A 13,253-nucleotide genomic window follows, 5' to 3' on the forward strand; every position below is an offset into this window, starting at 1 on the left:
GTGGTCACGTCGTGGGCGGTTCGATCCGTCGAGCGGGCAGGCGACGAGGGAGGTTGACATGCGCGTACTGGTCACCGGGGCGGGCGGCACGCTGGGCCGGGAGGTGTCCCCCCGGCTGGTCGACGCGGGGTTCGAGGTGCGGGCCACCAGCCGCCGGGCGCGTACCGGGTCAGGGGTTCGGTGGGTGACGGCGGACCTGGCCACCGGCGAAGGGATCGCCTCGGCGGTGACCGACGTGGACGCGGTGCTGCACCTGGCGTCCTCGCCGACCCGGCAGACCCAACGGATCGACGTGCTCGGCACCCGCCGCCTGGTCACCGCCGCTGCCGATGTCGGGGTGCAGCACCTGGTGTACGTCTCGATCGTGGGCGTGGACCGGGTGCCCTATTCGTACTACCGGCACAAGCTGGCTGCCGAGCAGATCATCGCCGCCGGGAAGGTGCCCTGGACGGTGCTGCGGGCCACCCAGTTCTTCCCGTTCATCGACGAGCTGCTGCGCCTGTCCAGCAAGCTCGGCCCGGTCATCGGAGACCGGGCGGTGCTGGCCCAGCCGGTCGACCCGGGCGAGGTGGCCGACAAGCTGGTCGAACTGCTCCGGGCCGGGGCGCGGGGCGACATCGTGGAGTACGGCGGCCCTGAGGTGCAGCGCTTCGACGAGGCGGTGCGGGCCTGGCGGCAGGCGCGCGGCTCCCGTCAACCGCTGCTACCGATCCGCTTTCCCGGTCGCCTCGGCCGGGAACTGCGAGCCGGTGGCCTGGTCACCGACGCCCGACCTGCGGGCCGGCGAACCTGGGCCGACTACCTGTCCGACACGTACGGGCGAACAGCGGCGCGATGACACCTGCTCGGGTTCACGTTCGCCCTACCGTCGAGCCATGCTCACGTTCGTCATCACCAGCCTCCTGTATGTCTGCGGTTTCGTCTTCCTCTACGGGGTGATCCGGCTCGCCGTGCGGCACGCGATGGAGGACATCGAGGTGCGCCGCGTCCAGGCCGCACGGGCGGAGGAGATGGCCGCCTCCCGGGACCGGGCGATGCTGGAGCGGCACGGCTTCCTGGCCAACGAGGGCTGACCGTCGGGTGCCGGTCCGGACGTCGGCCCGGGTGCCGGGTCCGACCGCCGGTCTCGGTCCGCGTCGCCGGCTCCGGATGCGACGATCACAGGCGTGATGGGAACGCTGAAGACCGAGCCCGCTCGCACCCGTAGCGACCTGTTGGCCGCGCCGGTCGCCGCCGCGCTCGCCCAGTGGCCGGTCGACTCGCCGGTGGACGTCGACGCGGTGCAGGTCGCGCCGATCGACGCCGACCTCGCCGACACCGCCGCGTTCTGCGCCGCGTACGACGTCGGGTTGGACGAGTCGGCCAACTGCGTGGTCGTGGCCGGTAAGCGCGAGGGTGTGATCCGGTACGCCGCCTGTCTGGTGCTCGCCACCACCCGGGCGGACGTGAACGGGGTGGCCCGCCGGGCGCTGGACGTGCGCAAGGCGAGCTTCGCACCGATGGCCGACGCGGTGGAGTTGACCGGCATGGAGTACGGCGGGATCACCCCGATCGGGCTGCCGTTGCAGTGGCCGATCCTGGTCGACACGCGGGTGGTGGCCATGCCGTACGTGGTGATCGGGTCGGGCGTACGACACAGCAAGATCGCACTGCCGGGCCCGGCGCTGGCCGCGTTGCCCGGTGCCCGGGTGGTGGAAGACCTGGCCAGGCCGACATAACCGTCGACTGTCGTCGATGTCGTTGCACGTGAAACATCAACGACGTCGATGGCTGTCAGTGTGCGGCGGCCTCGCGCTGCTCAACCTCGGCAAGGGCGGCGAGCAGGGTGGCTGGTTCCTGCGCCCCGGAGATTCCGTACCTGCCGGCGAGCACGAAGGTGGGCACGCTTGTCACCCCGAGTTGTCGGGCGGCGGCCAGTTCGGCGCTCAGTTCGGCCACGCCCTCCTCGGAGTCGAGGAAGCCGCGGGCGTCGTCGCCGTCCAGGCCGACAGTGGCGGCCACCCCGGCCAGCGCCTCCCGGGAGCCGATGTCGATGCCGTCGACGAAGTGGGCCTGGTGCAGCGCCTCGACCATCTCCCCGTCACGGTCCTGTCGACCGGCCCAGTTGGTCAGCCGGTGGGCGTCGAAGGTGTTGGCCGCGATCGCCCGGTCGTAGCGCAGTTCCAGACCGACGCTCGCGCCCACCTCGACGACCCGGGTGACCATCTGCCGGGCCTGCTCCTGGCCACCGAACTTCTCGGCCAGCACGTCGAGCGTCGGGCGGGGCGACGGAACCGGTGACGGGTCCAGCTGGAAGGGCCGGTGCCGGACGGTCACCTTGCCGTCGTACGACGCGAGCGCCTGCGCCAGCCGGCGGCGGCCGATCCAGCACCAGGGGCAGACCACGTCGGCGTAGATGTCGATCTCCATGACCGGAGACAACCCGCTGACCGGCGGGTCTGTTCCCGACTGCCGCCCAGGTCACGGTTAGCCCGGGTGGCTCGGCCGCCGGTGTCGGCGGCAGCGGGACCGCGCCCTGGTCACCCCGTCTGCTCGCGGACCTGCCGCTTGAGCCGGGCGAGGATGGCGGTGCCGCCGCGTACCCGCAGTGGGCTGATCGCCTGCGCGAGGCCCATCCGCTGGTACAGGTCGTCCGGAACGGCGAGGACCTGTTCCGGGGAGGCACCGGCCAGCCCCTCGGCGAGGATGCCGGCGAACGCCCGGGTGGTGGGTGCCTCCGGCGGGCAGTCGAACAGGGTGTCGACGGTGCCCTCGGACGTCACCTCGGCACGCAGGAAGAACGGGGTCTGACACTCCACGACCTGCTCCATGCCCTCGTGGCCAGGGTGCCCGGCCGGCAGCGGCGGCACGGCGTCGGAGTACTCCAGCAGCATCTCCAGCACCAGATCACGGGGTGCCCCGGCGAACTCGTCGACGATCTCGGCCAGCTTGCTCGGCATCTCGGGCATTCGGCCAGGCTACCGCCGTCGCCGCGGGGTCGGATGACGTGTCGGCCGGTGCCCCGGACCGGAGGCGTCCGGGTCGGGGACGTCGCCTCACACAGTGGGTGACTGCTCGCTGATCTCGCTGAGCGCCGAGGTGGGGTCGAGCTGCATGGCGAGGTCGCCGAGGGAGACGATGCCGACCAGCTTCCGCTCGTTGTCGCACACGAGGACGCGCCGGATGCCACGCTCACGCATCAGCGACGCGGCCTCACCCGCCGTGCAGAACTGCTCGATCATCACGACCTCGCGGGTGACGATCGAACCGATGGTGGTGGTGTTGGCGTCGGCGTTCTCCGCCACCGCGCGTACCACGATGTCGCGGTCGGTCAGGATGCCGGCCAGGTTCGCGCCGTCGGTGACGACGACGTCGCCGATGTCGGCCTCCTTCATCACCTTGGCCGCCTCGTCGAGGGTGGTCTCCGCCGGCAGGTAGATCACCTGCCTGGTCATCACGTCAGCGACCCGGTAACCGGTCATGAGAGCCCCTCCAGAGCAACGTCGAGCCGATCGGACTGCGGTACCCCGTCACCTGACGGCTACACCATGTTCCTACCTACCCGCCCGAGAGTTTCGCCACCAGATCCGCCACCGGCAGCTCGGTGCGCTCCCCGGTCGCCCGGTCACGCACCTCGACGTACCCGTCCGTCAGGCGGCGTCCGACCACGACGGTGCGCGGAATGCCGATCAGCTCTGCGTCAGTGAACTTCACCCCGGCGGAGACGGCGGTCCGGTCGTCGACCAGCACCCGCAGGCCCGCGTCGGCGAGCCGGGCGCCGAGGTCGAGTGCCGCGTCGAGCTGCGGACCCTTGCCGGCGGCCACCAGGTGTACGTCGCACGGCGCGACCGACGTCGGCCACACCAGTCCCCGATCGTCGTGGTGCTGCTCGGCGATCGCCGCCACCGCTCGGGACACCCCGATGCCGTAGCAGCCCATGGTGGGCCGGACCGGCTTGCCCTGTGGACCGAGGACGTCCACGGCGAAGGTGTCGGTGTAGCGCCGACCGAGTTGGAAAATGTGCCCGATCTCGATGCCCCGGCGCATCGTCAATCGACCGGTGGCGCAGGCCGGACAGGGGTCACCGGGGCGGACCTCGGCGGCTTCGACCGTGCCGTCAGGGGTGAAGTCCCGGCCGCACACCACGTTTGTGGCGTGCCGGCCGGGCTCGTTCGCACCGGTCAGCCAGGCGGTGCCGGGCACGACCCGGGGGTCGACCAGGTAGCGGACGCCGAGCTTGTCGAAAACCTGCGGCCCGAGGTAGCCCCGCACCAGCTCGGGATGCTCGTCCCAGGCGTCGAAGACGTCCACGGTGGCCGGTGCCAGCGCGGCGGCCAGCCGTTTGAGGTCGACCTCGCGGTCGCCGGGCAACCCGACCACCAGCAGTTCGGGCGTTTCGGCACCCGGCCGGCGTACCGTCAGCACGACGTTCTTCAGGGTGTCGGCGGCCGACCAGTCGTCCCGGCCGGCCAACCGGCGGTCATTGGCGAGCGCGACCAGACTGGCGATGGTCGGCGTCTCGGGGGTGTCGTGCACCTCGGTCGCCGGCCGCGCCTGCGGGTCGCCGGCCGCCGGGGCGGGCGTGGTCACCGCCTCGGTGTTGGCCGCGTACTGGCAGTCGGTGCAGCCGACGTAGGTGTCCTCGCCGACCGGCGTTGTGGCCAGGAACTCCTCGGACGCGGAGCCGCCCATCGCGCCCGACATCGCGTGCACCACCGTGTAGTCGAGTCCGAGCCGGTCGAAGATCCGCTGGTACGCCACCCGGTGCCGGCCGTACGCGGCCCGCAGGCCCTCGTCGTCAAGGTCGAAGGAGTACGCGTCCTTCATCAGGAACTCGCGCCCGCGCAGCAGACCGGCGCGGGGGCGGGCCTCGTCGCGGAACTTGGTCTGGATCTGGAACAGCGTCACCGGCAGATCGCGGTACGAGGTGAACAGCTCCTTGACCAGCAGCGCGGCCCACTCCTCGTGGGTCGGTGCCAGCAGGTGCTCGGCACCGCGCCGGTCGGTCAGGGTGAAGATGTCGTCGCCGTACTCGGTCCACCGCCCGCTGGTGCGGTACGGCTCGGCGGGCAGCAGGGCCGGAAAATGCACCTCCTGGTCGCCGATCGCGGTCATCTCGGCCCGCACGATCTCGGTGACCCGCTCCAGCACCAGCCTGCCCAGCGGCAGCCAGGTGTAGCCGCCCGGTGCCGCCCGCCGGATGTACCCGGCCCGCAGCAGCAGCCGGTGGCTCGGCACCTCCGCGTCCGCCGGATCCTCCCGCAGGGTCCGAATCAGCGACGTCGACATCCGCAGCATCACCCCCGCACCCTAAAACCCCACCCCCCACCCCACCGACCCATTTCCTCCCCCACCCCACCCGTGCCCCCGGCGCCTGCTCACCGCGCCGAACCGGCCGATGCTGGTGCTCGCGGCCGGGCCGGGCTGGCCGTCCCCGGCGGTCCCCCGGCGTGCCCTCGGCGCGTCCCCGGCGCGTCCCCGGCGCGTTGATCAAGAAGTTTTGGTCGTGGATCGGCCGCTTCCCGACCAAAACTTCTTGATCAACGCGCAAAGGGCGGGGCCTGGGGTGGGTGCGGGGGGTGGTGGGGGTTATGGGTGGGGGGTCGTTAGGCCGGCGCGGTGGGCGATCACGGCTAGGGCGGTGCGGTCGCGGGCGTTCAGCTTGGTGAGGAGGCGGCTGACGTAGGTGCGGGCGGTGGCCGGGCTGATGAACAGCGCGCGGCCGATCTCGTCGTTCGTCTCACCCAGCCCGACCCGGGCCAGTACGGCACGTTCCCGGTCGGTGAGCACGGACAGCCGAGGATCGGGCGGCGGCTGTTTCGGCGTGGCGGCGAGCCGCTCCATGACCCGGCGGGCGACCGTCGGCGAGAGCAGGTTCCCGCCGGCCGCGGCGGTGTGCACCGCCCGCCGCAGGTCGTCCGAGGGCGTGTCCTTCAGCAGGTAGCCGGCGGCACCGAGGCCGACCGCCTCGATGATGTCCTCGTCGTCGTCGAAGGTGGTGAGGATCAGCACCCGGGTGGCCGCCAGGGTGTCGTCGGCGCGGATGGCCGCGGTGGCGGCCAGGCCGTCCATCACCGGCATCCGGATGTCCATGAGTACGACGTCCGGCCGCAACTGGCGGGCCAGGCGCAGACCTGAGCGGCCGTCGGCAGCCTCGCCGACCACGGTGAGTTGCGGGTCGGCCGCCAGCAGGGTGCGTATCCCGGCTCGGACGAGATCCTGGTCGTCGACCACCAGCACGCTTGTCATGCCGGCTCCGCCAGGGGTAGCACCGCGTGTACCACGAAACCCGCGTGCCGGTGCCCGGCGGTGAGTGTGCCGCCGAGGCTCTCGGCCCGTTCCCGCATCCCGGCGATGCCGTGCCCGGACCGGGCCAGCGCTGGCGGCTCGACCAGGCCGTTCGCGGCATCCCGGTGGGCCGGCGGCTTGGCCAGCTCAGCGCTGCGTGCCGGCTCTGCGTTGCGTGTCGGCTCTGCGTTGCGTGTCGGCTCTGCGTTGCGTGTCGGCTCTGCGTTGCGTGTCGGCTCTGCGTTGGGGGTCGGGTCGGAGCCGGTGTCGGTGACGGTGACGGTGAGCTGATCGCCGTGCTGCTCGGCGTGGATCTCTACGCGGCTGCCGGCGGAGTGCCGGACCACGTTCGTGACCGCCTCCTGCACGATCCGGAACGCGGCGGCCTCCACCGGCGCCGGCAGGGGCGTGTCGACGGCCACCCGTACGTCGACGTCGAACCCGGCGGCCGAGGCAGCTCGGGTGACCGCGTCGAGGTTGGCCAGCGAGACGACGGTGCGTGGCGGGTCGCCCGGTGACCGCAGCAGGGTCACCGTGCGCCGCAGGTCGTCCATGCTGCGGTGGGCGGTGGACCGGATCAGCGCCAACGCCGACCGGGCGGCGGCCTCGTCACGGCCCAGCGCCTCCCGGGCGACGTCGGCGTGCAGCGCGATCACCGAGGTGGTGTGGCCGAGGCTGTCGTGCAGGTCGCGGGCGATGGCCATCCGCTCGTCCCGGAGGCGGGTCTGCGCCTCCTGGCGGTACCGGGCCTCGGTCAGCTCGGCGATCCGTCGGGCGTCCGCCTGCGCGGCCCGCCGGGACCGCAGGCTGTCGCCGAGGGCGATCGCCGCACCCATCAGCAGGACGTGCCCGGCCAGCTCGTAGCCGACGACGAAGGAGAAGTCCTGCCCTTCGGCGAGCCGGAAGACCACCGAGACCACGATCACCAGCACGGCGGCGGCGATCGAGGCGGCGATCCGGCCGCGTTCGGCTGCGGAGAACAGGGCGGCGGCGACCGGCACGGCCAGGCCGATGGCCGGGTAGCCGGCGGCGTAGTAGGCGAACAGGCCGAGCACGCTGACGGCCAGCACCACCACCGGGTAGCGTCGCCGGACCAGCATCAACGCGCCCAGACCGACCGCCCACAGGTACGCGACCTGGTCCGGCCCGTGCCGGCCACCCTCGTTCGCGGTGATGACGATCGACACGGTGAGGGCGACGCCCGCGCCGAGGAGCACGTCGGTGACCCAGGGACGTACCCTCCGCTGCGTCGACTGGCCGGCCACGAAATCAGCGTACGGCGAGGTCGGGCCGGTCGGAGTCGTCAGAAGGCGACATCGGGGATCGCCTACCGACGTACCGTGACCGGGTCCGCTGACAGATGGCGCGGCCACCGATCGTTCCTAGCGTTGCCGGCATGAACACGTCACCTCGCCCGGCTCTCGGGCTTCCGTTGCTCACCCTGCTCGGGTTGGCACTGCTCGGCCTGCCTCGGGTGGTGCTGCACGACCTGGGTCTGGTACACGAGCGCACCTTCGTCAACCTGCTCCTGGTGGTCGTACCGCCGATCGTGTGGATCGCCGTGGCGCTGGCGAAGCGGGTGCCCAACCCGTTCCTGACCCTGCTCGTCGTCGGTCTGCTGTACGGCGTCCTGCTGGCCCTGACCCATCAGCTGCTCTGGCACGTCGCTTTCGACGAGCAGCCGACCCTCGGCGGCAACCTGACCGATCTCGCGCCGGGAGCCCAAGCCGTCATCGTGCGGTTCTTCGCCGCGATCAGCAGCCTCTTCACCGGCGTCATCGTCGGCGTCGTCGCGGGCGTGATCGCCTGGGCCCTCTCCCGCCAGCGTCCCTGAGGAGGATCTTGGTCCGGCAGCGCCCTTCCAGCGGCGTTCCCGGACCAAGATCTGCGGAAGCGGTCTCGGTGAGCGTCGCGACGTCCTAGGTTCGGTTATGAGGCGGGAGTGGTTGGCCGGGGCGGGGTGGGGCGTTGTTCACTGACGTGCGGAAGGTTGAGGCCGGCGTACTTGATGTCGGTTATGTCGACGCCGGTCCACCGGACGGTCCGGTGGTGCTGCTGCTGCACGGCTGGCCGTACGACATCCACAGCTTCGCCGAGACGGTGCCGCTGCTGACCAGCGCCGGTCACCGGGTGCTCCTGCCCTACGCGCGCGGGCACGGCACAACCCGGTTCCGGTCGGCTGACGCGGTGCGCAACGCCGAGCCCGCCGCCCTCGCGGTCGACACCGTCGCGTTCCTCGACGCGCTGGAGATCGAGCGGGCGACCCTGGCCGGGTTCGACTGGGGTGCCCGCAGCGCCGGCATCGTGGCCGCACTCTGGCCGGAACGCTGCCGGGGCCTGGTCGCGGTGAGCGGTTACCTGATCGACGGTCAGGCGTCGGGCCGGGTACCGCTGCCCCCGGTGGCCGAGCACGCCTGGTGGTACCAGTACTACTTCGCCACCGAACGCGGTCGGGAGGGTTACGCGCGGAACACCCGCGACTTCGCCAGGCTGATCTGGCAGACGGCCTCGCCGAAGTGGGACTTCGACGACGCCACCTTCGACCGCAGCGCGGCGGCGTTCGACAACCCGGATCACGTGGACATCGTCATCCACAACTACAGGTGGCGGCTGGGCCTCGCCGACGGAGAGCCGCAGTACGCGGATCTGGAGGAACGGCTGGCCGGCAAACCGCCGATCACCGTGCCGACGATCAGCCTGGAGGGGGACGCCAACGGCGCACCCCACCTGCCACCCGAGGCGTACGCGAAGCAGTTCACCGGCCCGTACGAACACCGCACGGTCACCGGCGGGGTGGGGCACAACCTGCCGCAGGAGGCACCGCAGGCCTTCGTCGACGCGGTGCTGGCGGTCGCCTCCCGCTGACCAGCGGGTCAGCGGACCAGCGGGTGGGCGAGGCAGCGCTCAGCGCCCAGCGCTCAGTGGTCGGCGGGTTGGCGGACCAGCGGGTCAGCGGTCAGCGGTCAGCGGTCAGCGGTCAGCGGTCAGCGGTCAGCGGAGCTTGGCGTGGGCGACGAAGCGACGCCAGGCGGTGGGGGCGAAGGTGAGCACCGGGCCGGCGGCGTCCTTGCTGTCGCGTACGCCGACCACGCCGGGCAGGTTGTCGGCCACCTCGACGCACTCGCTGCTGGCGCTGCGGGTGGACTTGCGCCAGGTCGCGCCGGTCAGATCGTGGACCATGACTCCATCACTTCCTTCATCAGCAGCTCGGACTGTCCTTTGGGGAGGGCCACACTGCGGATTCCCTCCCACATAGCGTGCAGGGTAGCGAGTTCCTCGGCCCTGTCGATTGTCGCGCCGCCGACCTGGTTCTCCAGGTAGCCGACCCAGTCGCCGTCGGCCCCCCGAGCCAGGGTCAGCGGGCCGGCGTGGCCGGCGTGCACGCTGACCTCGGCCGAGATGACGTGGATCAGCACGCCGCCGCGTTTCACGCAGTCGAGCAGGTGCCCGATCTGCTGCGTCATGATGCCCCGGAAACTCTCGTCGGCTCGGCGCAGGGCCGCCTCCTCGATCACTGCGATCAGGATCGGCGGGTCCGGTCGGGTCAGGATCGCCTGCCGATCCATCCGTACCGCCACCCGCCGCTCCACCTCCTCGTCGCTGAGCATGTCGTCGGACCGGATCACCGCGCGGGCGTAGTGCTCGGTCTGGAGCAGACCGGGGACCAGCGTCGGGTGGTAGCAGCGCAACTGCTGAGCGACGCGCTCGGCGTCCAGCCAGGGGCGCAGGAAGTGTGGCTGGCCGTGCAGCTCGGCGATGCGCAGCAGCCCCAGCAGCAGGCCGTCGCTGTTCAGCACCTCGTCGGCCCGCTTGAGGAAAAGCCTGTCGAACGGGCGCTGCCCCAGCTCGATCGCGGAGATCTGCGAGCCGGAGAAGTGCACCTGCTTGCCGAAATCCTCCTGGGTCAGATCGGCGGCCAGCCGCAGCCGGCGCAATTGTGCCCGGATCAGTTCGGCGGTTGGCTCGGATTCCACACTGCCTCCACGATCGATCGGCTGCTCAAGTGGGCTTCCCGGCCGGGCATCGGTCGCGCCACGGCCGGCGTCGATGCCTTCCGGCAGTAGTCGTGCGGTCACCACACTGTCACCTGGCGGTCCTGCTCCCATCCATCGGGGACGGGGTGGGGCTGCAACGGGGCCGCCCCCGCTATCCCCCGTGCCGGGGCGGCCCCTTCCCTTAGCCACCGGAGGTGCCGATGCCCGCCCCGAACCAGCCACCGCGACATGACGGCGTCGACGGCCCGGCCGACCGAATCCTGGAGCAGGCCCAGCAGTCAGGGCGAGCGGCACCGGCCGGCACCGGCCCGGGAACTGAGCCGGCCGCACCGCCGGCACCAGTCGATGCCGGCGCGGAACCGCAGCCGGCCGTGCCGCTTGGTTGTTCGGACGCACAGCCAGAGGTAGAGCGTGGTGACCTGGCGCGGCAGTCGGCCGTACCGTCTCGTGGTCGGGCTGCGGGGATGCCCGTTGCGCGTCGCGGACCGGCGGCCGAGCGGCCCCGGCGACATCCGTTGGACGGGCCGCAGCATCTGCCGCTACGCCCGCTCTGGTTGTGCCGCGCCTGCGGGCTGTCCTGGCCATGCGCCGAGGCCCGGCTGCTGCTGCGGGTCGAGTACGACAACCGCTGGCTCGACCTGGCCGTCTACCTGTCCGGGCTCTACTACGAGGCGACCCACGACCTGTTCCGGTTGGACCCGGAGGGCGGCCCCACCCCGCGCGAGCTGTTCCAGCGCTTCGTGGCCTGGGGCCCGTACCGTCGCCCGGCTGTCGCCCTGCCCCCGGCCTGCACCGGCCGCTGCCGCACCACCTGACCCGGGCCGACCGGACCTGAGTCGGCCCACGCCGATGCGGGCCCGGAGCTGTGGGCCCGGAGCTGGCGTGCGCGATGTTTGCCGATCCGAGGTCGGCGGGTTCGGTAACCGGCCGGCCCGAGGCTGACCAGCCCCGCTCGGCCGGCCCGGGTTGACCGGCCGGCTGGGACTGACTAGCCCAGGGCCGGCGGACGGATCAGGAGGCGGTGGTGTCCTCGCCGGAGACGAAGGCGACCGAGCGGCGGCGTCGGGCGAGCAGCAGCACGACGCCCGCCGCGACCATGGCGAGGCCGGCACCGGCGAACAGCCCGGCCTGCGGCCCGGTCACCGGCAGACCACCCCCGCCACCGTTGCCGTCGTCCTTCTTGCCGGCGACCACGACGGCGTACCCGTCCTGGTTGTCACTGGCGTCCAGATCGGCCGCCGGTACGGCGACGGCGTTGGCCGGTAGGACGGTGCGCTCCGGAGTGGACTGTGTGTCCAGCCGGTCGGCCGGGCCCTCGGTCAAGCCCTCGACCTGCACGATCCCGCCGGTCAGGGTGACCGGTGCCGTGAGGTCGGCCGGCACCGCCACGAGGTGACGCAACTCGACGGCGGAGTGGATGCCGTCTGTCGGGTCGGTGTCCTCGACGGCCGGCACCAGCGCGAGCGTGTCGTAGGTGCAGACCACCGACCGTCCGTCGTCGTCAATCACACACTCCTGCGACGGCCGGGTGAACGTCACGTTCTCCGGCAGCCGCAGCGTGACCTTGACGCCACTGACCGCCTTGCGACCCTGGTTGACGATCCGGTACCGCAGCACACCCGTCTCGCCTGGGTTCAACGCCCCGGTGGGTTCGAGACTGCCGCCCGCGCCGACGCGTACCGACTGCTTCACGTCCGGCGCCACCACCGCCAGGTCAGCCTCAAGATCGTTGACGAAGCTCAGCGTGATCAGCCGGTAGTCGCTGAACTGCATCTTGTCATATTTGGTCAGGGCCATACCGACCTTGATCCGGAACGAGCGTTCGAAAGGCTCATGCTTCTCCCGGACGTAAACGTCGATCGGAAGGTCCACCGTCCCACCCGGCGCCGGCAGCAACTCCGGGACCACGGGTGCGCTGACATAGCAGTACCAACTGTCGTAGTCGCCGTCGCACTCGCCGGAGCCACCGCGTTCCGGCCACTCCACGGATGCCTTGTCGTACCAGTCAGGACCGACGGGATGGACGTGGAATTCGACGGCGACCGGGGTCTTGTCGGTCAGATTGGTGAATCTGAGGTGGATCCGCTTCTTCCTGACCCCGAGCGGAATCGTCGTGCTGGTCAGGTCGTAGGTGAACATCTCGTCCACATCCGCCGCCGAGGCGGGAGCGGCGGGGACAGCCATTCCGGCAAGGAGAAGCAGTGCGGTTGCGACTGTTTGCGACAGCCACCGACGACCAGCGACCACAACAGAACCCTTCGGGTGCGCGGACTGTGCGGATCAGGACACTATCTGCTACAGCGTCGCTGCGCGATACCCCGCTCAGCCGGAGCGCGCCACCCGGAAGCCCACGTCATCGACCGTGAAGGTCGGATGGCTGCGGCGGCGTACCGAGGCGCGGCAACTCCAGTGCTCGTCGAACCATCCGCCGCCCCGGAGCACCCGGTAGCTGCCGTAGACCTCCGCGTCGTAGACGTCCCAGCACCAGTCCCACACATTGCCCAACATGTCGTACAGGCCCCAGGCGTTGGGTTGTCGGCCGCCGACCTCATGGAGGCGTCCGCCGGAGTTGTCGCGGTACCAGGCGATGTCGTCGAGCGGTCCGTACCGGGGGCCGGTCGTGCCGGCCCGGCAGGCGTACTCCCACTCGGCCTCGGTCGGCAGGCGGTAGCCGTCGGCGGCGACGTCCCAGTCGACGTGTTCGCCGTCGACCCGGTACGCCGGCCGCAGCCCTTCCCGCGCCGAGCGGGCGTTGCAGAACCGGATCGCGTCCCACCAGGAGACGCTCTCGACCGGCCGACGGTCACCGGCGGAGGCGCTGGGACGCTCCCCGGTGACCTGCGCGTACTCGGCCTGGGTGACCGGGAAGGCGGCGAGTTGGTACGCCTCGACCTCGACCGACCACCGGCGCTCGGTCCGTCGATCGGTCAGCTGCACCCGCCCGGTGGAGATGGACACCATCACCCGTGCAGTGTCGATGACGTCCGCCAC

16 protein-coding genes are annotated in these 13,253 nt (G+C 71.3%); 6 read left to right on the plus strand and 10 right to left on the minus strand.

Features of this window, described 5'->3' with window-relative positions:
- The first annotated feature begins 58 nt into the window (after positions 1-58).
- From AB0J93_RS12505 to AB0J93_RS12515, 3 genes are all read left to right on the plus strand, one after another.
- Complete coding sequence (locus tag AB0J93_RS12505) at positions 59-838, plus strand: NAD(P)H-binding protein (protein WP_363921091.1); 780 nt, start codon at positions 59-61, stop codon at positions 836-838.
- A 37-nt stretch (positions 839-875) separates the two neighbouring features.
- Positions 876-1,073, plus strand: coding sequence for a hypothetical protein (locus AB0J93_RS12510; protein ID WP_363921093.1), 198 nt, complete (start codon positions 876-878; stop codon positions 1,071-1,073).
- Positions 1,074-1,169: 96 nt separating this feature from the next.
- On the plus strand, positions 1,170-1,718 hold the full coding sequence (locus AB0J93_RS12515; RefSeq protein WP_363921535.1) for a YbaK/EbsC family protein: 549 nt from the start codon (positions 1,170-1,172) through the stop codon (positions 1,716-1,718).
- A 55-nt stretch (positions 1,719-1,773) separates the two neighbouring features.
- On the opposite strand, the gene AB0J93_RS12520 is transcribed toward AB0J93_RS12515, so the two are convergent.
- From AB0J93_RS12520 to AB0J93_RS12545, 6 genes are all read right to left on the minus strand, one after another.
- The gene (locus AB0J93_RS12520; protein ID WP_363921095.1) at positions 1,774-2,409 is read right to left on the minus strand and encodes a DsbA family oxidoreductase; all 636 of its coding nucleotides are present in this window, start codon (positions 2,407-2,409) and stop codon (positions 1,774-1,776) included.
- A 110-nt stretch (positions 2,410-2,519) separates the two neighbouring features.
- Entirely contained in the window at positions 2,520-2,948 is a 429-nt protein-coding gene (locus AB0J93_RS12525; RefSeq protein ID WP_363921097.1) for a SufE family protein, read from the minus strand.
- Between the two features lie 87 nt (positions 2,949-3,035).
- On the minus strand, positions 3,036-3,461 hold the full coding sequence (locus AB0J93_RS12530; protein ID WP_363921099.1) for a CBS domain-containing protein: 426 nt from the start codon (positions 3,459-3,461) through the stop codon (positions 3,036-3,038).
- A gap of 76 nt (positions 3,462-3,537) precedes the next feature.
- On the minus strand, positions 3,538-5,280 hold the full coding sequence (locus tag AB0J93_RS12535; protein WP_363921101.1) for a proline--tRNA ligase: 1,743 nt from the start codon (positions 5,278-5,280) through the stop codon (positions 3,538-3,540).
- Positions 5,281-5,568: 288 nt separating this feature from the next.
- Positions 5,569-6,228 (minus strand): response regulator transcription factor, encoded by a 660-nt coding sequence (locus tag AB0J93_RS12540; protein WP_363921103.1) that lies wholly within the window; start codon positions 6,226-6,228, stop codon positions 5,569-5,571.
- Positions 6,225-7,532: a histidine kinase gene (locus tag AB0J93_RS12545; protein ID WP_363921105.1), complete on the minus strand. Its 1,308-nt coding sequence runs from the start codon at positions 7,530-7,532 to the stop codon at positions 6,225-6,227. Before AB0J93_RS12545 ends, AB0J93_RS12540 begins: the two co-directional genes overlap by 4 nt.
- 131 nt (positions 7,533-7,663) lie before the next feature.
- Between AB0J93_RS12545 and AB0J93_RS12550 the strand changes: the two genes are divergently transcribed.
- Positions 7,664-8,101, plus strand: a complete 438-nt coding sequence (locus AB0J93_RS12550; protein ID WP_363921107.1) for a hypothetical protein — start codon at positions 7,664-7,666, stop codon at positions 8,099-8,101.
- A 134-nt stretch (positions 8,102-8,235) separates the two neighbouring features.
- Positions 8,236-9,132 carry an alpha/beta hydrolase gene (locus tag AB0J93_RS12555; RefSeq protein ID WP_363921109.1) on the plus strand — a complete coding sequence of 299 codons (897 nt, stop codon included), beginning with the start codon at positions 8,236-8,238 and terminating at the stop codon, positions 9,130-9,132.
- Between the two features lie 126 nt (positions 9,133-9,258).
- On the opposite strand, the gene AB0J93_RS12560 is transcribed toward AB0J93_RS12555, so the two are convergent.
- Both AB0J93_RS12560 and AB0J93_RS12565 read right to left on the minus strand, forming a co-directional pair.
- Positions 9,259-9,447, minus strand: a complete 189-nt coding sequence (locus AB0J93_RS12560) for a DUF397 domain-containing protein (RefSeq protein ID WP_357582196.1) — start codon at positions 9,445-9,447, stop codon at positions 9,259-9,261.
- The gene (locus AB0J93_RS12565) at positions 9,432-10,241 is read right to left on the minus strand and encodes a helix-turn-helix transcriptional regulator (RefSeq protein ID WP_363921111.1); all 810 of its coding nucleotides are present in this window, start codon (positions 10,239-10,241) and stop codon (positions 9,432-9,434) included. The genes AB0J93_RS12560 and AB0J93_RS12565 overlap by 16 nt, the downstream gene beginning before the upstream one ends.
- A 485-nt stretch (positions 10,242-10,726) precedes the next feature.
- On the opposite strand from AB0J93_RS12565, the gene AB0J93_RS12570 reads away from it, so the two are divergent.
- Positions 10,727-11,077, plus strand: coding sequence for a hypothetical protein (locus AB0J93_RS12570; RefSeq protein ID WP_363921113.1), 351 nt, complete (start codon positions 10,727-10,729; stop codon positions 11,075-11,077).
- 196 nt (positions 11,078-11,273) lie between these two features.
- Here the strand turns inward: AB0J93_RS12570 and AB0J93_RS12575 are convergent, their stop codons facing one another.
- Both AB0J93_RS12575 and AB0J93_RS12580 read right to left on the minus strand, forming a co-directional pair.
- Complete coding sequence (locus AB0J93_RS12575) at positions 11,274-12,446, minus strand: hypothetical protein (protein WP_363921115.1); 1,173 nt, start codon at positions 12,444-12,446, stop codon at positions 11,274-11,276.
- 138 nt (positions 12,447-12,584) lie between these two features.
- Complete coding sequence (locus tag AB0J93_RS12580) at positions 12,585-13,223, minus strand: formylglycine-generating enzyme family protein (RefSeq protein WP_363921537.1); 639 nt, start codon at positions 13,221-13,223, stop codon at positions 12,585-12,587.
- Positions 13,224-13,253: the final 30 nt, after the last annotated feature.

The organism is Micromonospora sp. NPDC049374 (genome assembly GCF_040677165.1).
Taxonomy (GTDB): domain Bacteria; phylum Actinomycetota; class Actinomycetes; order Mycobacteriales; family Micromonosporaceae; genus Micromonospora.